Source organism: Winogradskyella echinorum (assembly GCF_014297365.1).
Lineage (GTDB): Bacteria > Bacteroidota > Bacteroidia > Flavobacteriales > Flavobacteriaceae > Winogradskyella > Winogradskyella echinorum.
Genome location: NZ_JACOQD010000002.1, coordinates 745524 through 764628, shown reverse-complemented (window position 1 = coordinate 764628; position 19105 = coordinate 745524). Strand labels below are relative to the sequence as shown.

At 32.0% G+C, this 19105-nt stretch carries 20 protein-coding genes; 9 read left to right on the top strand and 11 right to left on the bottom strand.

What is annotated here, in order from left to right:
• Positions 1–123 precede the first annotated feature (123 nt).
• The 3 genes from H8K90_RS10490 to H8K90_RS10480 all read right to left on the bottom strand — a co-directional run bounded on the left by H8K90_RS10490 (position 124) and on the right by H8K90_RS10480 (position 4009).
• Positions 124–1038, bottom strand: coding sequence for a hypothetical protein (locus tag H8K90_RS10490; protein ID WP_186845914.1), 915 nt, complete (start codon positions 1036–1038; stop codon positions 124–126).
• Positions 1039–1200: 162 nt separating this feature from the next.
• Positions 1201–3189 carry a WD40/YVTN/BNR-like repeat-containing protein gene (locus H8K90_RS10485; RefSeq protein WP_186845913.1) on the bottom strand — a complete coding sequence of 663 codons (1989 nt, stop codon included), beginning with the start codon at positions 3187–3189 and terminating at the stop codon, positions 1201–1203.
• A gap of 265 nt (positions 3190–3454) precedes the next feature.
• On the bottom strand, positions 3455–4009 hold the full coding sequence (locus tag H8K90_RS10480) for a thioredoxin family protein (protein WP_186845912.1): 555 nt from the start codon (positions 4007–4009) through the stop codon (positions 3455–3457).
• A gap of 57 nt (positions 4010–4066) precedes the next feature.
• On the opposite strand from H8K90_RS10480, the gene H8K90_RS10475 reads away from it, so the two are divergent.
• The gene (locus H8K90_RS10475; RefSeq protein ID WP_186845911.1) at positions 4067–4402 is read left to right on the top strand and encodes a tRNA-binding protein; all 336 of its coding nucleotides are present in this window, start codon (positions 4067–4069) and stop codon (positions 4400–4402) included.
• Between the two features lie 153 nt (positions 4403–4555).
• Here H8K90_RS10475 and H8K90_RS10470 read toward each other — a convergent pair whose 3' ends face one another.
• From H8K90_RS10470 to H8K90_RS10460, 3 genes are all read right to left on the bottom strand, one after another.
• Positions 4556–7063 (bottom strand): M14 family zinc carboxypeptidase, encoded by a 2508-nt coding sequence (locus H8K90_RS10470; RefSeq protein WP_186845910.1) that lies wholly within the window; start codon positions 7061–7063, stop codon positions 4556–4558.
• A gap of 84 nt (positions 7064–7147) precedes the next feature.
• Complete coding sequence (locus H8K90_RS10465) at positions 7148–7537, bottom strand: PUR family DNA/RNA-binding protein (RefSeq protein ID WP_186845909.1); 390 nt, start codon at positions 7535–7537, stop codon at positions 7148–7150.
• A gap of 65 nt (positions 7538–7602) precedes the next feature.
• Positions 7603–9357, bottom strand: a complete 1755-nt coding sequence (locus H8K90_RS10460) for an ABC transporter ATP-binding protein (RefSeq protein ID WP_186845908.1) — start codon at positions 9355–9357, stop codon at positions 7603–7605.
• A 131-nt stretch (positions 9358–9488) separates the two neighbouring features.
• Here H8K90_RS10460 and H8K90_RS10455 point away from each other — a divergent pair, with 131 nt between their 5' ends.
• The 4 genes from H8K90_RS10455 to yajC all read left to right on the top strand — a co-directional run bounded on the left by H8K90_RS10455 (position 9489) and on the right by yajC (position 12679).
• A complete protein-coding gene (locus tag H8K90_RS10455) occupies positions 9489–10592 on the top strand; it encodes a Glu/Leu/Phe/Val family dehydrogenase (RefSeq protein WP_186845907.1) in 1104 nt (367 codons plus the stop codon).
• A 122-nt stretch (positions 10593–10714) separates the two neighbouring features.
• The gene (gene nusB / locus H8K90_RS10450; RefSeq protein WP_186845906.1) at positions 10715–11626 is read left to right on the top strand and encodes a transcription antitermination factor NusB; all 912 of its coding nucleotides are present in this window, start codon (positions 10715–10717) and stop codon (positions 11624–11626) included.
• Positions 11627–11820: 194 nt separating this feature from the next.
• Positions 11821–12375, top strand: coding sequence for a DUF1573 domain-containing protein (locus H8K90_RS10445; RefSeq protein ID WP_186845905.1), 555 nt, complete (start codon positions 11821–11823; stop codon positions 12373–12375).
• Between the two features lie 13 nt (positions 12376–12388).
• Positions 12389–12679 (top strand): preprotein translocase subunit YajC, encoded by a 291-nt coding sequence (yajC, locus tag H8K90_RS10440; protein WP_186845904.1) that lies wholly within the window; start codon positions 12389–12391, stop codon positions 12677–12679.
• A 216-nt stretch (positions 12680–12895) separates the two neighbouring features.
• Here yajC and H8K90_RS10435 read toward each other — a convergent pair whose 3' ends face one another.
• The 5 genes from H8K90_RS10435 to H8K90_RS10415 all read right to left on the bottom strand — a co-directional run bounded on the left by H8K90_RS10435 (position 12896) and on the right by H8K90_RS10415 (position 15500).
• Positions 12896–13495, bottom strand: coding sequence for a YdeI/OmpD-associated family protein (locus H8K90_RS10435; protein ID WP_186845903.1), 600 nt, complete (start codon positions 13493–13495; stop codon positions 12896–12898).
• Between the two features lie 71 nt (positions 13496–13566).
• Positions 13567–14157, bottom strand: coding sequence for a hypothetical protein (locus tag H8K90_RS10430; protein ID WP_186845902.1), 591 nt, complete (start codon positions 14155–14157; stop codon positions 13567–13569).
• A 146-nt stretch (positions 14158–14303) separates the two neighbouring features.
• On the bottom strand, positions 14304–14555 hold the full coding sequence (locus H8K90_RS10425; protein WP_186845901.1) for a hypothetical protein: 252 nt from the start codon (positions 14553–14555) through the stop codon (positions 14304–14306).
• The gene (locus H8K90_RS10420; protein WP_186845900.1) at positions 14548–14946 is read right to left on the bottom strand and encodes an ABC transporter permease family protein; all 399 of its coding nucleotides are present in this window, start codon (positions 14944–14946) and stop codon (positions 14548–14550) included. The genes H8K90_RS10425 and H8K90_RS10420 overlap by 8 nt, the downstream gene beginning before the upstream one ends.
• Before the next feature lie 11 nt (positions 14947–14957).
• Positions 14958–15500, bottom strand: coding sequence for an RNA polymerase sigma factor (locus tag H8K90_RS10415; RefSeq protein ID WP_186845899.1), 543 nt, complete (start codon positions 15498–15500; stop codon positions 14958–14960).
• Positions 15501–15668: 168 nt separating this feature from the next.
• On the opposite strand from H8K90_RS10415, the gene H8K90_RS10410 reads away from it, so the two are divergent.
• The 4 genes from H8K90_RS10410 to H8K90_RS10395 all read left to right on the top strand — a co-directional run bounded on the left by H8K90_RS10410 (position 15669) and on the right by H8K90_RS10395 (position 19037).
• Positions 15669–16442: a 3'-5' exonuclease gene (locus H8K90_RS10410; protein WP_186845898.1), complete on the top strand. Its 774-nt coding sequence runs from the start codon at positions 15669–15671 to the stop codon at positions 16440–16442.
• Between the two features lie 396 nt (positions 16443–16838).
• A complete protein-coding gene (locus H8K90_RS10405; RefSeq protein ID WP_186845897.1) occupies positions 16839–17450 on the top strand; it encodes a fumarylacetoacetate hydrolase family protein in 612 nt (203 codons plus the stop codon).
• Positions 17451–17792, top strand: a complete 342-nt coding sequence (locus H8K90_RS10400; protein ID WP_186845896.1) for an Hpt domain-containing protein — start codon at positions 17451–17453, stop codon at positions 17790–17792.
• On the top strand, positions 17793–19037 hold the full coding sequence (locus H8K90_RS10395) for a competence/damage-inducible protein A (protein ID WP_186845895.1): 1245 nt from the start codon (positions 17793–17795) through the stop codon (positions 19035–19037).
• Positions 19038–19105 lie beyond the last annotated feature (68 nt).

Genomic DNA, 19105 nt, shown 5'->3' with positions numbered 1-19105 from the left:
GTGGCGTGTTTAAGCACCTAATTTAGCAAATAAAAATCGAATAGAAAATCCGCGAGGATTTTCGTAAGTAGGCGATAACTAGCCATTAATTATACACGGTGTTGTGGTGTCGTTTTTTTATTTTTAATTGTTCCAATAATCGCCATTTTTAATCTTTTCAGATACTGTTTTGATGAATTGGTTATATTTTCTAATTGGCTCAAATTCCAACAATTCTGGGTTTTCGGTCAACCATTTTTCTATAATTCCAGAAGTCCAAATTTCAGGTAACTTTTCATCGTCGAGATAGTTTGACATAAAAGCAAATTCATTTACCATAGTCAGTTTATCAAAATTATATTCAGATTTATCTGCTGGGAAATGTTCAATGATATATGACTGATGACAACATTGTAAATGTTCAGCATAAAGTTTGGTAAAAATCAAAGTCACATATTTTTCGTGAGCATTTTTGTCAATAGTTCTCAACTCTTTAAATCCTTTAACTATACTTTCTGGAATTGAGTCCAAAGCAGATGCTCCATTGGGCGAGTAATTCAGAGCGAATTCAGATACCTCTTTCTTAAAATTCCGAGATTCCGATTGATTATTTAATTTGGATTGATATTTATCTCTGTCCGTCGAGTGCATTCCGAAAATTGTAATTCCACTGTCAAAGATTTTAATGTCAAAATCACGTTTTATTAAATATCGGTCGTCCAAGTCATTTGATAGATAAATAAAGCTTAAAAACAAAACTCCAAACCCAATCCAAAATATTTTAGAAATCAGTTTAGGAATGTTAATTTTCCAAAATCTGCTTAAAGTCCAAGTTATTAATAACCAAAAGGAAAAATAAGTTAGCAAATTAATTGCCATCTCTGTCAGAAAATATTGCGTAGATAAAGAGGTGTGAAATCCATCGCATTTATAAATTAATGGAAATCCGTAAAAGAATTCATCAGTTCCGTCAACTACAATTCCGAAACTCCACTTTGTTATAATTCCAAATGAAATTAAAGTCAAAGGTAAAGTCAGTCGAAATATCAGTTTTTTCATTTATCAGATTTGAGTGAGAAAATGCACCACAACGGTCTAGTGTATGATTTCGTTGCGTGTTTAAGCACTAAAGTTAGCAAATAAATCACAGATAGAAAGTCCGCGAGGACTTTCGTAAGTAGGCTATAACTAGCAATGAATTATACACATTGTTGCCCACAGTTATTTTTTATTCAGTGACTGTTTGTAAAGAAAATCAGAAACCTTATAAATAGCGTAATTTTTTTCTTTGGAAACATCAGAATATAAATCTCCATTAGTTAATTCGTTAATGAACTCACCTAATTTTAAAGAGTTACTTTTAATAATTAATCCGTTAAAATTTATAATCCAAGGTGTATATAAATAATTTGGTTTATCGTCTGAATTTTCAATGGTCAAGACTTCTCCGTTTTTAAAAACAATTGTTATTTTTCTCCAAACACTTGTGGTACTCCAATTGCCATATCCAGTATTAAATACTTGGTTAATCACAACATCTGGAATCGAATCAAATCTGTCAGCCACATTTTTGTAAAAAGTAAAATCTGTGTTTTCACCTGGAAACGTGTAATAATTCTCGAAGTCAAAACGGTCAAAGCCTTTTTTCTTTATTTTCTGTTCTTCTTTACCGATGAAATCTTTGAAGTTGTCCAAATCTTTTTTTGAAATTTCTAAATCGTTTACAGTTAGTTTTTTAAAACGAGAATTATCAATTTCGTTGACTATATCATTTAATAATTGAGGATTTATTTCTTTATCCATTTTGGATAAAAATCCTTTACCTTTTTTGTAGAGTTTAAATGAATTATTTTTTAATCGATATTCTCTGAATTGCCTGTCGCTATGAAAACAACCTTGACTTCCTATTTCTATAGAAAACTTATCTATATTATTTGCCGATAGATTAAATAGTGATTTTGGAAGTTCGTATTCAGAAATTTTTTGTTCATCAATATTTACAACAAACCTCTTGTCTAAATAATTGTCTGCAATCACAACTTGGTTATCAAAAATAACAGCGTTTGAAACGTTAACAGGTAATTCCATATATCGATACCATCCCGTTCTATTTTTATCAAATCTTAAAACAGTAGTTCCATCAAATCCAATTTCTTCTCCTCTATAATTTACTTTTAAGTAAGGTTCTCTAATTGGCACTTCATTTGTCATAAGCTTTGAAACTATAAAATCGGTCTTGTTGATTTTATAAATTTCTCCGTAAGTAAAAACGAAAAGACTTTTGTTTTTTGTGTTGATAGCAGAAGGTGTGCTACTCAATTCTTTATCGGATTTCCATATAGAAACGAATTCTGAATCCCTTAAATCAATTTTTAAATCCTTGTCAATTAAATAAATAGATTCATCAGATGTGGTTTCAAAGTCAGATATATTTGGTAATTCTATCCAGTTAATATTATCGCTTTTTGTATAGAAGATGTTACCTTGTTGATTGATTATGTAATAATCACCAAAAATTCTTATTTTTCTTATGTCAGGTCTATGTTCTTTGGAAAGTCTTTTATATTTTTTTTGGTCTAATGGTGTCGGCAATCTCTCCCAAGTTCCACAATTGTCAGTGGTCTTGTAAAGGACATTCCAAAAAGAACCAAATAAGCCTGTTTTTTCATCTTTAGCAAAATGAATTGTGTTAAATCTTAATGCGTTTTCATTTCCCGCTTTATCAAAGCTTTTCCAAGTTTCCCCATTATTATCAGTATAGTAAATAAGTTGAGAATTTCCACTCATCCAAGCTTTTCCACTCTCATTTATGTAAAAAGCATCAATCCAACTGCTTTTACCAAATTTTACTTTATTCCAAGTTATTCCTTTATCCGTTGAACGAAGCACAAAATCTTGATTTGAGTTTTCTCCGTGAATAAAGCCAGAAATCATCAAAATATCTTCTGAAAAGAAACTCACTCTTTCAAAAATTCCTCTACTTGAAATTGATAATGGGTCTTTTGTTCCTAAAGGTCCAAAATGCCATAAATCACCTATTTTATCCGTGTAATATGTGTTACCAGCTTTAGTTGCAATCCAAATCTTTTCTGAAGGTGAAACTCCTATTTCTGAAACTCCTCCACTAATAGGTAAGTTAGCTAAATATTCATCTTGACTAAATATTGTTAGCGGTAAAATAAATATTAGTAATAAAAGTAATTTTCTCATTGTTTCATTCGTTTCCACGAAGTTAATTCGGGTTTATGAATTTAAAAATTCAGATTGAGTGAACTATGTTTTTCAGTTAGTTAACTAGTCAGTTTCTTGTTTGTTAAGGGTTTCGTTTAATTGTGGGCAACTAGTTATATGAGGATAAATATACTCAATATCCAGTTCTATTTTCCGGATAAGAGGAGCTTTTGTTCCTCTTTATCAATATAATAAAATTTATAATTAGCACCATTTTTTTAAAATCGTTTTAATGAGGTATTTTTTATTTCCACTTAATATTACAGCCCATACTTGGTTTTTGATTAGGGTTTACAGCCTCGTTGTTTACTAGTGCATCCATAGCTGCGCGTATATCTTTCCCTGTTACAGCAATACCATTTCCAGGTCTAGAGTCATCTAATTGTCCTGTATATACTAATTTTAAATCTGCATCAAATAAAAAGAAATCTGGTGTACAGGCTGCATCATAAGCTTTAGCGACCTCTTGTGTTTGGTCGTATAAATATGGGAAAATATAATCGTTGTCTATGGCGTTTTGTTTCATTAAATGCGGTGCATCTTGTGGGTAATTATCTACGTCATTGCTAGATATAGCAATACAATTAATACCTTTTGAAATGTAATCTTTAGCTAATTGTGATAACTGTGAATTTACATGGATTACAAAAGGACAATGGTTACAAATAAACATTACCAAAGTACCAGTTATGCCTTTTAATTCGTTGAGTGATTTAGTGCTATTATCAACGGTGTTAACCAATTTAAAATCAGGTGCTTTTGTGCCTAAGGGTAACATATTAGATTCTGTTCTAGCCATTATTTTTTTAGTATATTTAAGGTTCAAAAATAAATACCCCTTCTTTAGGGTAAGAATATGGATAATATAATAACATTTGAAGACTTTACCAAAGTAGATTTACGCATCGGCACCATAATTGAGGTGAATGATTTTCCTAATGCTCGTAAGCCGGCATATCAACTTACCATAGACTTTGGTGATTTAGGAGTTAGAAAATCTTCTGCACAAATAACCACACAATACACCAAAGAAGATTTAAAAAATCGCCAGATAGTAGCTGTGGTTAACTTTCCTAAAAAACAGATTGCTAATTTTATGAGCGAGTGTTTAGTAGTAGGAGCAGTTAAAGAAAATGATGTTTTTCTTCTGCATCCAGAAACTAAAGTTAAAAACGGAATGGTGGTGTCTTAATTTGTTTAACTGTTTAACTGTTTAGTTGTTTAATTCTTTAGAAGTTTGTTTGCTAAATCATTGGTTTGCTATAGGTGTTTTTTGTTTCACTAACATCTAACATCTAACATCTAACATCTAACATCTAACATCTAACATCTAACAACTAACAGACTACATCTCATCTCTAAAGAAAATTGCATTCATTAATAACTTATTAGTGCCATACCAAAAGGCTCTAAAGTTGGTGTTATCTGTAAAGCCAATAATATTTCCTCTTCCTATACCACCGATTTTTAAAGGAACAGTGCTACTTATACTATCTAAGTTTTCTTCAGAGATATAACCACTCAATAGAGGGTCTTTAGTATATTGTATAGGATTGTTATAGCTATTTTTATCTGCTTTTATAAACAAAGTAGAGTTTCTAAACATAGCAAGATTATTATTTTTATAACCAAAATTAATAGGATGCGAGCGGTCTAATTTGGTTTCAAAAATTGCACCTCCTATAACTTGTGCACCTCTAAAATCTCCACGTTGTTCGTAACTAATATTTTTTGCAGTAAGATTACTCTTTTTAAAATCTATCTTCATTAATTTACTAGAGTTTAACCAACGTAATGCATTTTTATAAGCCACTAGCGTACCACCATCTTCAATCCACGATTTTAGTTTTTTGGTATTTCCATCACTTAATCCAGAAAAAGAATTAACCATAATTATGGTGTTATAGCGACTTAGATCTGCACGTCCAAAACTTTTGGTGTCTAGTTTTGTTGCTACAATATCATACCTTGTATCAAATAAATGCCAAATCTCTCCAGCATCGTAAGACGTGATGCCATCACCAACTAAAATGGCAACTTTCGGTAATTCTAAACTTCTAAAATTGTTACTTCCTAAGTCTATACCTTTATTTAATCCCGTTGAAACGGCATCAATTTTAATATAGCTTTTTTGAGCCATATCATTTAAGAAGGTATAAATTTCGCTGGTACTCATATCCTGATTTCTAGCAGGAATCATTATGGTTCCGTAATCGTAAGATTTACCATTTGCTTCAAAAGTTTTCATACTTACTTTTGCACGTAAACCTTTCTTTAAAACTGCATTTAAAAGTTTTGGCGAATAATATTCATTCCACTCAAATAAGTAAGCATACTCGCTTTTTGCAGAAACACCTCCACGTAGATGTTGTAATTCTTCTACAACCTTTCCAGCTTTAGAGGTAGTGGTTTCGTCATAATCTAAGTTAAACGCTAACGGAAATGTCCAAGCAGAAATATCATAAAATAAGCTATCTTTAAAAGTGGTCCGTTTTTCGAACATAGCATTAATCAGTCTCGTGTTTTTTTGATTTTTTGGAACGATAAAACTGTAACCTTTTTTATAATTCTTTCCGTTTAAAGTAAAATCAGATTTTACATCGTGAAATTTTATTTTATGACGATTTAAAATTTCAGCTAAATGGTATGTTTTTGCAGCATCTTTTTCATCACCAAATACAATGGCTTTATTGGCTTCTTTAGAAGCTTCATTTCTTGCATTTTTAAAGAAGTTGTGTTGGTATTCTAAAATTTCTTTTCGCATACCATTTGCGGCTTCTAAAGTTGAAAGTGCTGCCGTAAATTGATTTTTTATAGTAAATGGGAAGGTTAATATGCCATTATCACTTTCTTGAATATGACCACGAGAACTTGCTTGCTCAAACAAAATACCAATACCTCCATTAATATCTGGAAACGTAGAACCTTTACCATAATAGAAATCGTCAAAACTTTCTTCAGAATAATAAAGAGAGCCTATTTTATCTAATGCTTTGGCATGGTAAGTAGCAATACCTTTTGTTAAATCTTGATTTAATTGTGGTGTTAGTGGATGTGTACGAGACGGAATTCCTGGTTGAAAAAAGAAACTAGAATTGGTACCCATCTCATGATGGTCTGTTAAGATATTAGGCATCCAACTGTGAAAGGTTTCTATACGTGCTCTAGATTCTGGTAATTGTACTGGCAACCAATCTCTATTCATATCAAACCAATAATGATTGGTGCGTCCTCCAGGCCAAACTTCACGGTATTCTCTGTCGTTAGGATCTGGATTTAGGTTTATGTTTTTATTTGTATTGGCCCAATATGCAAAACGTTGTAATCCGTCTGGATTTAGTGATGGGTCAAATAGTATTACCGTATTATTTAATAAATCATCAATTTTAGAACCTTCTGCTGCTGCTAAATAATAAGCAGCTAATAAAGAGGCATTTGAGCCACTCGGCTCGTTTCCATGAATTGAAAATCCTTGATAAACTACAATAGGTCTGTTTTCGGTATTAGCACTGTTAGTTTCTGTAGCTTCAATATGTGCTTTCTGTATAGCATTTAAGTTTTTATGATTTTCTGGAGACGTAATAGTTAACAGTAATAAAGGTCTGTCTTCAAAGGTTTTGCCTCTATCTTCAATAGTTATACGGTCTGATGCGTTAGCTAAAACTTTCATGTATTCAGCTAATTTATCGTGTGTAATGTGCCATTTACCAACATTATGTCCTATAACACTTTGCGGTGTTGGAATACTCGGGTTGTACTGAACATCTTGTGGTAAATAATAAGATAATTCGGTTTGAGATTGAGAAAATAGGGTAGTGGTTGCTAAAAATAGAAGTAAAACTATACGTTGCATATCTGTGAGGTTGGTTAAAGTTTAAAAATAAAAAAACCCTAACAGTTATTGTTAGGGTTATATATTATTTAACAAAAGTTATTTTTAAATATCATCGAAGCTAATGTCAGTAAAACTGTCAGTACCTTTTGTGTCTTCAGGAGTTTTTGCTTCTTGTGCTACAAAATCATCTTCGCGCTTGTAGTCTTTTTGATGACGTTCGCTAATTACTTCTTCACCTTTTTCGTTGATGATGTAATCTGTCATTTCGGCTAATATCTCTCTAAACTCAGTAAAATCTTCTTTGTAAAGGTATATTTTATGCTTTTTGTAATGAAAAGAGCCATCGTCGTTGGTAAACTTCTTACTCTCTGTAATAGTTAAATAATAATCACCAGCTTTTGTTGCTCTTACATCAAAGAAATAGGTTCTTCTTCCGGCACGTAATACTTTAGAATAAATCTCTTCTTTGTCCATCATTTCATAATCACTCATAACTCAATCTTTTTTTTAATTTCAATTCAAAAATCTAAAAAAAAAGTAAGCTAACCAACTAAATATTACATTTCTTTTTCGGAGAGTTGTTTTGTATATAATTCCTTGTAATAACCATCAGTATTTATAAGGCTTTCATGGCTTCCTGTTTGTATTACTTTGCCATCATCTAAGACGATAATTTGGTCGGCATTTTTTGCGGAAGACACACGATGACTAACAATAATAGTCGTTTTATCCTTGGTGAGCTTTATTAAATTTTTAAGAATTTTCTCTTCTGTTTCGGTATCTACTGCAGACAAACAGTCATCAAAAAGTAATATATCTGGCTTTTTAATAATAGCTCTAGCTATAGAAACACGTTGTTTTTGTCCACCAGAGAGTGTTATGCCACGTTCGCCCAAAACAGTATCATAACCATTTTTAAAGTCTATAATGTTTTTATGAACTCTGGCATTTTTGGCAGCTTCTATAACTTCGTCATCAGTAGCATCTTCTTTACCAAACTTTATGTTGTTTTTAATTGTGTCAGAAAATAAAAATGCATCTTGTGGTACATATCCAATACTCTCTCTAAGACTATATAGGTTGAGATCGGAAATAACACTATCATCAACCAAAATAGTGCCGTTATCAATATCGTAGAGACGACCAATTAAATCTAAAATTGTAGATTTTCCTGAACCTGTTTTTCCGAGGATTGCTAAAGTTTCTCCAGATTTTAAAGTAAAACTAACATCCTTTAAAGCTTCAATATTGGTATCTGGATAAACAAAAGACACGTTTTTAAATTCTATATCTCCTTTAATTGGAGTTAATGCTTTGGCTTTATTGGTAATGTCTGGTTTGGTTTTTAAGAATTCATTAATTCGTTCTTGAGACGCTTCTGCTTGTTGCACTAAAGAGGTTACCCAACCTACAGTAGCAACAGGCCACGTTAACATATTTACATAAATAATAAACTCAGCAATGGTACCTATATTTTCTATTTCGCCATTCATGTATTGCATTCCTCCGACATAGATAACAATAAGATTACTTATACCTATTAACAGAATCATTAAAGGAAAAAATAAGGCTTGTACTTTGGTAAGATTGATTTGTTTTTGACGATTCTCTGCCGAAAGTTCTTCAAACTCATTGTAGGTTTTTGGTTCTATACCATAAGATTTAATAACCGAAATACCACTAAATGTTTCTTGGCTGTAGGTAGAAAGTGTAGAGAGTGACTGCTGTACTATTGTACTACGCTTATTAATCATTCGGCTTAATTTATAAATAGCTACTGATAAAAATGGTAAGGGTAGTAGTGTATACAGTGTTAATTTAGGTGCTGTATTTACCATATAAATTATGGCAACTGTAAATAAGGTAATGGTATTAATGGTGTACATTAAAGCAGGCCCAACATACATGCGTACTTTACCAACATCTTCACTAATACGATTCATTAAATCTCCAGTTCTGTTAGATTTATAGAAATTTAAAGACAACACTTGGTAATGCTGATAGATTTCGTTTTTAAGATCAAATTCAATGTAGCGCGACACATTTATTATGGTTTGTCGCATTAAAAAAGTAAAAATACCAGCAACAACAGCGGCACCAATTAGGTACAAAATATTAATCATTAACTCGCTTCTAAAAACTTCTTCTGTAATTTTACCATCTAAACGATCCGAAACTACATTTATTGATGCGCCAACCAATCTTGGAGTAAAGAGGGCAAAAATCTTAGCTATAATTGTGATGATTACACCAATTATTAAGCGATATCTGTATTTAAAAAAGTATTTATTGAGGTGTTTTAGTGCTTTCATGTTGTATTTGGTAGGGCAAAAGTATTACGATAATCGTATTTTTTAGTTAATATTTTGCTAATGCTCCATTTATAATTTATTTTTGCACGCTGTTTTTAGAGAATCTTCAAATAGCCTTAAATCGAACTTACATGACTTCAGAAATAATAACTTCAAAAGAGTTAAAAAAAATGGACCCAGTTTTTGGTCAGCATTCTTTTGATAATCACGAACAAATCGTTTTTTGCAACGACAAAGATACTGGTTTAAAAGCTATAATTGGTATTCATAATACAGTTTTAGGACCAGCTTTAGGTGGAACAAGAATGTGGAATTACGAAAACGAATGGGAAGCCCTTAACGATGTACTACGTTTATCTCGTGGTATGACCTTTAAATCTGCCATTACAGGTTTAAATCTTGGTGGAGGTAAAGCCGTTATAATTGGTGATGCTAAAACACAAAAGACACCCGAATTAATGAGACGCTTTGGCGAATTTGTACATTCGCTTAGTGGACGTTACATCACGGCGGAAGATGTTGGTATGGCCACCGAAGATATGGATACCGTTAGAGAAGTAACTCCGTATGTAACGGGTATTTCTGAAAGCAAAGGAGGTGCAGGTAATCCTTCGCCTATAACAGCTTACGGTGTTTTTATGGGAATGAAAGCAGCAGCAAAATTTCAGTTTGGGTCAGATATTTTAGAAGACAAAAACGTTTTTGTACAAGGAATTGGTAATGTTGGTGAAGCTTTAGTAGAACATTTGGTTAACGAAGGTGCCAATGTAACTATTTCAGATATTAGCCAAGAGCGTTTAGAGGAAGTACGCTCAAAATATGGTGTCACTATTTATGGTGGAAATGATATCTATACTGAAGCTATGGATATATATGCGCCATGTGCCTTAGGTGCTACAATTAACGATGAAACCATATACAAATTGCAAGCTAAAATAGTTGCAGGTGCCGCTAATAATCAGTTGGCAGACGAAAATAAACATGGAAGGATTCTACAAGAAAGAGGAATTGTCTATGCACCAGATTTTTTAATTAATGCAGGCGGAATTATTAATGTGTATGCAGAGTTAGAAAATTATGACAGACAAGAAATAATCCGTAAAACGGAAAATATCTATAATACAACACTCGAAATTTTAGATAACGCTAAAGTAAATAATTTAACACCACATACTGCTGCGTTAAACATAGCTAGAGAACGTATTGAAACTCGTAAAAGAGAAAACGCGAAATAATTTTTTTACGACTTAAATAATAGTATTTTTGCAAGGTGAGTTAAGGCTCACCTTTTTTATTAACCAATAATAATAGTTAGTTCTTATACATGCTAAATCGAAGACACATCAGAATAAAAGTTATGCAATCTTTGTATGCTTTTAAAGGTACAGAAAGTGATGATCTTAAAAAAGACGAAAAGTTTTTAAATCACAGTTTAGACAGTATGTACGATTTGTACTTATCTATTTTAGCTTTACTCATAGAGCTTCATAAAAAGAGTAAAGATCATAACGAAAAATTGCAGAAAAAACTCTTAGGAACAGATTCTGATAAAAATCCTAATACTAAGTTTCAAAATAATGAGATTTTACATCTTATTAGTAGTAATACAATGGTACAAGAGCGTATAGCAAAACGTAAGCTCAATTATTGGGATTTAGATTTTGAATATGTAGATATTCTGTTCAAAGAGATTTTAAAAAGTGAGTTATATGCTAATTATATTAATGATGCAGAGACTTCTTTTAAAAACGATAAGAGTTTTATTTTAGACATATACACGGACATTATAGCACCAAATGATAAGTTATACGATTATTTTGAAGATAAGCGATTAACTTGGGTCGACGATTTTCCGGTTGTAAATACGACACTTCTAAAGGTGTTACGTAAATTAAAATTAACATCTCCAGAAACTGCTTTATTGCCAGAGTTATATAAAGATGAAGATGATTTAGAGTTTGCTCAAGATTTATTTAGAAAGACATTGCTTAATGGTTCTAAATTTGCAGAAGAAATATCAGCTAAAACTACCAATTGGGATAGCGAACGTTTAGCGAGCTTAGATGGTGTGTTGTTAAAAATGGCACTATGCGAATTTCAGAAGTTTTCGTCTATACCTTACAAAGTAACTATAAATGAATATCTAGAAATTGCCAAAGCGTATTCTACACCAAAAAGTAGTTTGTTTATTAACGGAATTTTAGATAAAGTAGTAAAAGAATATCAGTCTAAAGGTATCCACCCAAAAACAGGAAGAGGATTAATGTAGTTTTACGTTGTTATACGGTTAATTAGGTGAAAAACATACATTTTGCCCCTTAAAAATAACTGATAAACGATTAAAAAGTAGTTTTTTCTTACAAAAACGTGTTAAGAATTAGTGAAAAATTTTAATTGGTGGAAAATATTACTACCTTTGGCGCCTGAAAGATTTTAGTAAAAATTAATTAAAAAAATAAACTAATGAAAAAAGTAATTTTAGGACTTAGCGCATTATGTATGGTAGCTTTTACTTCATGTAAGGAAGATGCTGCAAGTAAAGTTAAATCAGAAAATGTTGCTATAGCTGCAGATAGAGATGCAAATGCTGGTGATTTTCCAGTTATTTCTTTTGATAAAACTGAGCACGATTTTGGTACTATAGCAGATGGAACACCTGTAGAAACTACATTTAAATACACTAATACAGGTAATTCTATGTTAGTTGTAAGTAATATTAAAAGTACATGTGGATGTACTGTACCATCTAACTGGACAAAAGAAGTTGCACCAGGACAAACAGGTGAGTTTAATGTTAAGTTTAATGGTAAAGGAAATGGAAAAGTTTCTAAATCAATTACAATGACAACAAACACTGAAAAAGGTTCTGAAATTGTAAAGATTACTTCTTTCGTTCAAAAGGATCCTAATGCACCTGCTTCGGCACAAAAGCCAGGAACTGCTACAATTAATCCTTTAGCGACACCAACAACAAAGACATCGACTCAACCAGGTCACGAAGGTCATAACCACAACTAATTAAAACTATTTAATGGAAGGATTAGGATCTTTTTTACCATTTATTGCCATTTTTGCTGTGATGTATTTCTTTATGATTGCACCACAAATGAAACGAGCTAAACAAGAAAAGAAGTTTGCTGCTGAGTTAAAGCGTGGCGATCGTGTGATTACCAAAAGTGGTATGCACGGAAAAATTGCAGAATTAAACGATAAAGATAACAGCTGTGTTATAGAAACTATGGCTGGTAAAATTAAATTTGACCGTTCTGCGATTTCTATGGAAATGAGTAGAAAACTAAATGCACCAGCTGTTGTAAAATAGATTGAGTGTTTAAAAAAATATAAAAAGACTGTTCATTACTTTGAACGGTCTTTTTTTTATTTATACCATTTTTAATTGTCATTCCTGCGAAAGCAGTAATCCATTTTAATAACCAGAAAAGAGTACTAGATTCCTGCCTTGCGCCTCCGCTAAAGCTACAGCGACACGTGGACGCAGGAATGACAAAATGTTAGATTACAGATAGTAGTTGAAATATCAACAATTCTTATACTTATCATGAAGCCCAACACCAGCTATAATCATAGGTGTAATTTTTTCTAGTCGAGATTGTTTAGTCGCTTCGCGTTTTGCAGTTTCTATGTACTCGCAATATTCACGTTGCTTGCCAGGAGTTAAGGCATTAAAAGCTGAGTTTAATTCTGAATTTGATTTTAATATAGCTGTTAACTCATCGGGAATAACAACTGTTTTCGAAGCTCTTTTTGGTTTAATTTCTTTACCAGCGCGTTGATTTTCAATGGCTTCTTTTACATAGGAGAGTACAACAGTATCTTTAATGTCTTCTATACTATTAAAACGCATTTGGCGCATAGCTTTGGTTTTATTCTCTTGTGCATTAACAAGTAAGCCTTGTGTGTCTTTTAAAAACACTCCATTATGAAACCATAAACAAAAATGATTTTTAAAAGCACCAATACCTAATACATTCTTACCATTAAGACAATAGGTAGGCATGCTCCATTTTACGGTCTCTGTAAGCTCAGTTTTTAAAATTATATTGCGTAGACGTGTTAACTCCTTAGACCATTTTTGGTTGAGTTCTATATATTCTTCTACGGAATAGATTTTTTGCATTTTTGGTTTTGTTTAAGGTATATGTATATAGTGTCGTTTTGTCCCTAAGGGAACTATCTATAAACATTTTGTTATTGGTTTTTATTTTTTAATCTTTTATATTCTGTACCCCAACTTTCTTCGAAACTTTCTAAGTTAGAATAATATTTTAATCCTGCAGCTCCAGTTCCCTGTGGAGACATTATTGTTTCGGTTATTATGTATCCATTTTCAAGTTCTATATATCCCACAGAATCAGAATCGTCAAACATTAAAAAGTCTTTAATTTTTTGATTCTTTAAATACTTCAACTTGTTTTCTCTGTATTCAGTTTTATACACTTTGTACTCTCTTGGAATTCCTTCACCAAGTCCAACAGCCTTCTTTAATCTGCCAATTAATGAAGATTCTCTTTTCTTTTTAGCGTCTAAAACTTCTTGAATTGTTTTTCTTTCAGGATTGATACTGTGTACAGGAATATCGCTAAGGTCTAAAAACAAACTTTCTGAATCAGGTTTTAGTTCTTTTTCAATTTTTTCTGATTCAAAGCTCCAGGGAATTCCAATTAGTTTGCCATTATCTAACTGAATAGATACTTCAGCCTCGTCAAGTCCATCAACATCCATTTTTGACCAAACGAAAATGTCTATAATAGTACGACCTATGATTTCTGTGGTATTCATCCTCTAATTATCGTTAATAAACCAATGATAAAATTGTTTTCCTTAGTAAAGCTCAGGACAAGTTAACTGAAAATTTCTAGATTGTCAAATCAGCAAATTGACTTTAAAAGATTCAATTTTTTATAGCTAAAATACGCTAGAATAGATCAATCCAATTCTTCACAAGAAAATCCAATAAGGTTGAGTTGAGTTATAATTTCGTTCTCACTTAGGTTTTTACTCGCTTCAATTCTCAATACGTTATCAATATCTTCTAAATCTACAGACCAATTAATAATGCTTCTATTAGAACTAAAAAGTAGTTGTAACATATCTACATCTAGTTTGGTTTCAATATTTGTTTTAAAGATGTGAATTCTTATAGCGTTTTTAAGATTTCTATAAAATGGACTAATCATGTTGTTCTTGGTTAGAGGTTAGACGATCTACGTAGTTTTCATAGGCTTTGTTTCCTTCTTCTTTCCAGAAGTTGTCGTAATGCTTCCATTTAGAGAACTCTCCTTTAGAATCCGTATTACATTTGTGCGATTTAGACGATTTTTTGTCTTTACCACCAAAGCCTCCACAACCACCTAAGAGAATTTTAAATAGAATAAAAACTCCGACAGCTTCCCAAAATGTAAGTGTAGTTAAGCCAAATATCATAGGCATTAACCAATTCCATAACCACATAACAACAAAACCAAATAATGTTGCTAGTCCTACTATAAATAAACCTCCAAATAGTATCATTGCAATTATTTCTCCTGGAGATTTACCTCTCATTTTGTGTTTAAAGTAATTTGACATATTCTTTTTATTTAATTGTTTGTTTCTTGTTTCGATTTTAAATTTTTGTACAAAAGTGAAATGGCTCTGTGTCTTCTAGACATTAAGGTTCCTATAGGAATACCTGTTTCTTGTTCAACCTCTTTGTAAGTGTAACCCTCAAAGTCTATAGCAATTATTATAGCTTTATAATGAGGCTTAAGATTAATAATTGCTGTTTTTAACTCTTGCTTTAGTTGTTCTGAGTATAAATCACATGATCCTTCGTAAATCATGTGAGCAAACTCAGAGAACTTAGCTTCATTTTGCGCCTCATAATCCACTTTATTTCTTTTTGAAGCGCGCATTACATCAATAAGTCTGTTTTTAATGGCTCTATATACAAAACCAGCTACGTTGTTAATTGGTGAGTAGCGATCTGCACTAGTAAATAGCTTTAATGCTACATCTTGTATTATGTCTTCAGGATCTTTATCGACACTAGACTTAAGATTAGATTTTACATAATATTTAAGAGAAGAATACTCTTCCTTAAAAAATGTATTAAGCTTTTTACTGTTTTCTGATTGGTTCATTTAAAGCGCTTTTTTACAGCTCTCATTTATAAAGACGTAACTTTTATTTTCTATTGCATTTTATTTTATAATTAATTGACGAATTAATATTGGTTATGTTTCAGTTTCCTATTCTTAATCGCACAATTAGAAGATTTCTAATTACCTTTGTTTAAATTCAAAAAATTAATGCAACTCAACCTAACAAAGCCTATCTGTTTTTTCGATTTAGAAACTACAGGTGTAAATATTTCTAAAGACAGAATTGTAGAAATTTCTATCCTAAAAGTCTATCCAGATGGAAAGGAAGAAAGCAAAACATGGATTGTTAACCCAGAAATGCCAATTCCGGCAGAAGTGACAGCCATACATGGAATTTCTGATGCAGATGTCGCTGATAAACCCACTTTTAAAGCCTTGTCTAAAGAGATTTATAATATGATAAAGGATTCGGACTTAGGTGGTTTTAACTCTAACCGTTTCGATATTCCGTTATTAGCAGAAGAAATGCTAAGAGCAGAGATAGATTTTGATATGAAAGGAAGACAATCTGTAGATGTGCAGACCATTTTTCATAAAATGGAACAACGCACATTAGTTGCAGCTTATAAATTTTACTGCGATAAAGACCTAAGTGATGCGCATAGTGCAGAAGCAGATACAAAAGCAACTTACGAAGTCCTTAAAGCTCAATTAGAAAAATACGAGGAGTTAGAAAATGACACTAAATTCTTGGCAGAATTCAGCTCAAGAAAAAAGTTTGCCGATTTTGCAGGTTTTTTAATCTATAATAAAAAAGGGGAAGAGTGTTTCTCTTTCGGAAAGCACAAAAACAAAAGTGTAGTCGATGTTATGGAACAAGAACCAGGTTATTTTGGTTGGTTGCTTAATGCGGACTTTCCGTTATATACCAAGAAGGTGTTAACTGCTATTAAATTGCGACAGTTTAATAATAAATTTTGATAAACAATTTAATTGACCAATTTAAAAAACTACATATCAGATTATTCGGCTTACATAGGTCTGTCAAAATCTGTGGCACTATGGTCTTTTATTATTTTATCAATTTTCTTTGCCTTATTCCTAATCACACGAAATGAGTTAATTTTAATTATTGGTTATACTTGCACTATTATTACAGTGCTTATCAATGCTATATTATTAATTATCATTTTATTAATATTTATAACACATTTAGGTCAAAAGGCTGATAGATTAAATATTTTTAAATCGATTCTATTCCTTTTAATTAATTTGCCAGTAGTTTTGATATACTCAAGTGTAACTATAGAAATTTTATTGAGTCATTTTACACATTAATAGGCTAAAAGCCAAAAGCTAATACCTAACAGCTAAAGAATGAAATTAATCTGCATAGGTCGAAATTACACAGACCACATTAAAGAACTTGAAAACGAAAAACCAACAGATCCTGTAGTGTTTTTAAAACCGGATACGTCTATTTTATTGAATAAGCAACCGTTTTTTATTCCAGATTTTTCGGATGATGTACATCATGAAGTCGAAGTTTTGGTGAAAATTAAAAAAGTTGGGAAACATATCGCTAAAAAATTTGCACATAAATATTACGACGAAATAGGGTTAGGAATAGACTTCACAGCTCGCGATTTACAAGCCCAATTAAAAGGAAAAGGCTTGCCATGGGAAAAGGCTAAAGCCTTTGATGGTGCTGCCGTAATAGGGAAGTGGTTGCCAAAGACTCAATTTAATGATGTAAACAATATTAGCTTTAGTTTAAAGAAAAATGACGAAGTCGTACAGACAGGAAACACCGAATTAATGCTTTGGAAAATTGACGAACTTATAGAATATGTCTCAAAATATTTTACTTTAAAAATTGGAGATATTATCTTTACAGGAACACCAGCAGGAGTTGGTAAGGTTTTTGCAGAAGATCAATTAACAGGATATATAGAAAACGAAGAATTGTTTTCAATAAAAATTAAATAAATGCCACAATATTATAAATTAGATCGCGTAAGAGAAATGGCTGATAACGATGAAGACTTCGTTGCAGCACTAGCAGCAGCTTTTATTGAAGAGGTGCCAGAAGACGCCGAACGATTAAGAACAGCTGTCCCAGCTAATGACTATAAAGAGACCTATCAGGCCGCGCACAAAATGAAACCAACAATAGACTTATTTGAGTTGGGTATTTTAGACACCCTTATCGAAGTACAAGATTGGGGAAAATTTGAGCAGTCAGATAAGAATGTGCAATCTCAATTGCAAACCGTTCTTACTGCTGTAGAAAATGCGACTAACGAGATTAAAGCCGACTTCGGACTGTAAATGTTAGCAGAAATAATTACTATTGGCGATGAGATTCTCATAGGCCAGATTGTAGATACTAATTCTGCATTTTTAGGAAAAGAACTTAATAAAATTGGTGTTTCTGTCTATCAGATTACATCAATACAAGATGATAAAGAACATATTCTTAAGGCTTTAAAAGAGGCTGAAGAAAATGCTGATATCGTTATAATTACTGGTGGGTTAGGCCCTACAAAAGATGATATTACCAAACATACACTATGTGAATATTTTGGTGATTCATTAATAGAAGATAAAGACGTTTTGGCTAATGTTGAACAGATATTTTCTAAATACACCATTCCGTTATTAGATGTTAATAAGCAACAAGCACTAGTGCCATCAAAGGCAAAAGTTCTTATGAATCATTATGGGACTGCACCTGGTATGTGGATAGAAAAAGGTGAAAAGGTGTTTGTGTCATTGCCTGGTGTGCCGTATGAGATGAAGGCTTTAATTTCAGATCAAGTTATTCCGCAATTAAGAAATAAATTTAAGTTTCCATACATATTACATAAAACTATATTAACCTATGGTTTGGGTGAAAGTTCTTTAGCAGAGCGTATAGAGTCTTGGGAAGATGCTTTACCAAGTTTTATAAAACTGGCCTATTTACCGAGTTTAGGTCGTGTTCGATTGAGGTTATCCGCAAAAGCAATGGATAAAAATATGGTTGAGCTAGAAATGGAGAAACAAATTCATTTAGTACTCCCATTAATAAAAGATGTTTTTGTTGGTTTTGAAGAAGATAAATCTATAGAAGCAGTTATTGGTCTGCAATTAACAGAGATGGGAAAAACTTTAGCAATTGCCGAAAGTTGTACAGGAGGACGAATTGCACAAGCATTTACTGCAAATGCAGGAGCATCTAAATACTTTAAGGGGAGTATTGTTAGTTATGCTACAGAATCTAAAACAAATATTTTAGATGTAAAAGCACAAGATATAGAATCTCATTCTGTGGTTAGTAGAGAAGTAGCGGAAGCAATGGCACAAAATGTTAGAGTTTTATTTAATAGTGATTTTGCAATAAGTACCACAGGTAATGCAGGTCCATCAAAAGGAGACTCAGATGCAGATGTAGGCACTGTTTGGATTGCTATAGCCACAAAAGACAAGGTTTATTCAGAAGTTTTTAACTTTGGAAACCATCGAGAAAAAGTAATTGGAAGAGCTACAAATAAAGCCTTTGAAATGCTTCAAAAAGAAATTTTAAAAAAGTAGAAATATATTTTTGCTAAACCTCAAAGTTTTACTAAATTTGCACCCTGTTTAAAAATATCCATTTCTGG

Excerpts from the sequence above, each read along its gene's own strand:
- H8K90_RS10490 (WP_186845914.1), bottom strand. The coding sequence starts at position 1,038 with ATGAAAAAACTGATATTTCGACTGACTTTACCTTTGACTTTAATTTCA.
- H8K90_RS10485 (WP_186845913.1), bottom strand. The coding sequence starts at position 3,189 with ATGAGAAAATTACTTTTATTACTAATATTTATTTTACCGCTAACAATA.
- H8K90_RS10480 (WP_186845912.1), bottom strand. The coding sequence starts at position 4,009 with ATGGCTAGAACAGAATCTAATATGTTACCCTTAGGCACAAAAGCACCT.
- H8K90_RS10475 (WP_186845911.1), top strand. The coding sequence starts at position 4,067 with ATGGATAATATAATAACATTTGAAGACTTTACCAAAGTAGATTTACGC.
- H8K90_RS10470 (WP_186845910.1), bottom strand. The coding sequence starts at position 7,063 with ATGCAACGTATAGTTTTACTTCTATTTTTAGCAACCACTACCCTATTT.
- H8K90_RS10465 (WP_186845909.1), bottom strand. The coding sequence starts at position 7,537 with ATGAGTGATTATGAAATGATGGACAAAGAAGAGATTTATTCTAAAGTA.
- H8K90_RS10460 (WP_186845908.1), bottom strand. The coding sequence starts at position 9,357 with ATGAAAGCACTAAAACACCTCAATAAATACTTTTTTAAATACAGATAT.
- H8K90_RS10455 (WP_186845907.1), top strand. The coding sequence starts at position 9,489 with ATGACTTCAGAAATAATAACTTCAAAAGAGTTAAAAAAAATGGACCCA.
- nusB (WP_186845906.1), top strand. The coding sequence starts at position 10,715 with ATGCAATCTTTGTATGCTTTTAAAGGTACAGAAAGTGATGATCTTAAA.
- H8K90_RS10445 (WP_186845905.1), top strand. The coding sequence starts at position 11,821 with ATGAAAAAAGTAATTTTAGGACTTAGCGCATTATGTATGGTAGCTTTT.
- yajC (WP_186845904.1), top strand. The coding sequence starts at position 12,389 with ATGGAAGGATTAGGATCTTTTTTACCATTTATTGCCATTTTTGCTGTG.
- H8K90_RS10435 (WP_186845903.1), bottom strand. The coding sequence starts at position 13,495 with ATGCAAAAAATCTATTCCGTAGAAGAATATATAGAACTCAACCAAAAA.
- H8K90_RS10430 (WP_186845902.1), bottom strand. The coding sequence starts at position 14,157 with ATGAATACCACAGAAATCATAGGTCGTACTATTATAGACATTTTCGTT.
- H8K90_RS10425 (WP_186845901.1), bottom strand. The coding sequence starts at position 14,555 with ATGATTAGTCCATTTTATAGAAATCTTAAAAACGCTATAAGAATTCAC.
- H8K90_RS10420 (WP_186845900.1), bottom strand. The coding sequence starts at position 14,946 with ATGTCAAATTACTTTAAACACAAAATGAGAGGTAAATCTCCAGGAGAA.
- H8K90_RS10415 (WP_186845899.1), bottom strand. The coding sequence starts at position 15,500 with ATGAACCAATCAGAAAACAGTAAAAAGCTTAATACATTTTTTAAGGAA.
- H8K90_RS10410 (WP_186845898.1), top strand. The coding sequence starts at position 15,669 with ATGCAACTCAACCTAACAAAGCCTATCTGTTTTTTCGATTTAGAAACT.
- H8K90_RS10405 (WP_186845897.1), top strand. The coding sequence starts at position 16,839 with ATGAAATTAATCTGCATAGGTCGAAATTACACAGACCACATTAAAGAA.
- H8K90_RS10400 (WP_186845896.1), top strand. The coding sequence starts at position 17,451 with ATGCCACAATATTATAAATTAGATCGCGTAAGAGAAATGGCTGATAAC.
- H8K90_RS10395 (WP_186845895.1), top strand. The coding sequence starts at position 17,793 with ATGTTAGCAGAAATAATTACTATTGGCGATGAGATTCTCATAGGCCAG.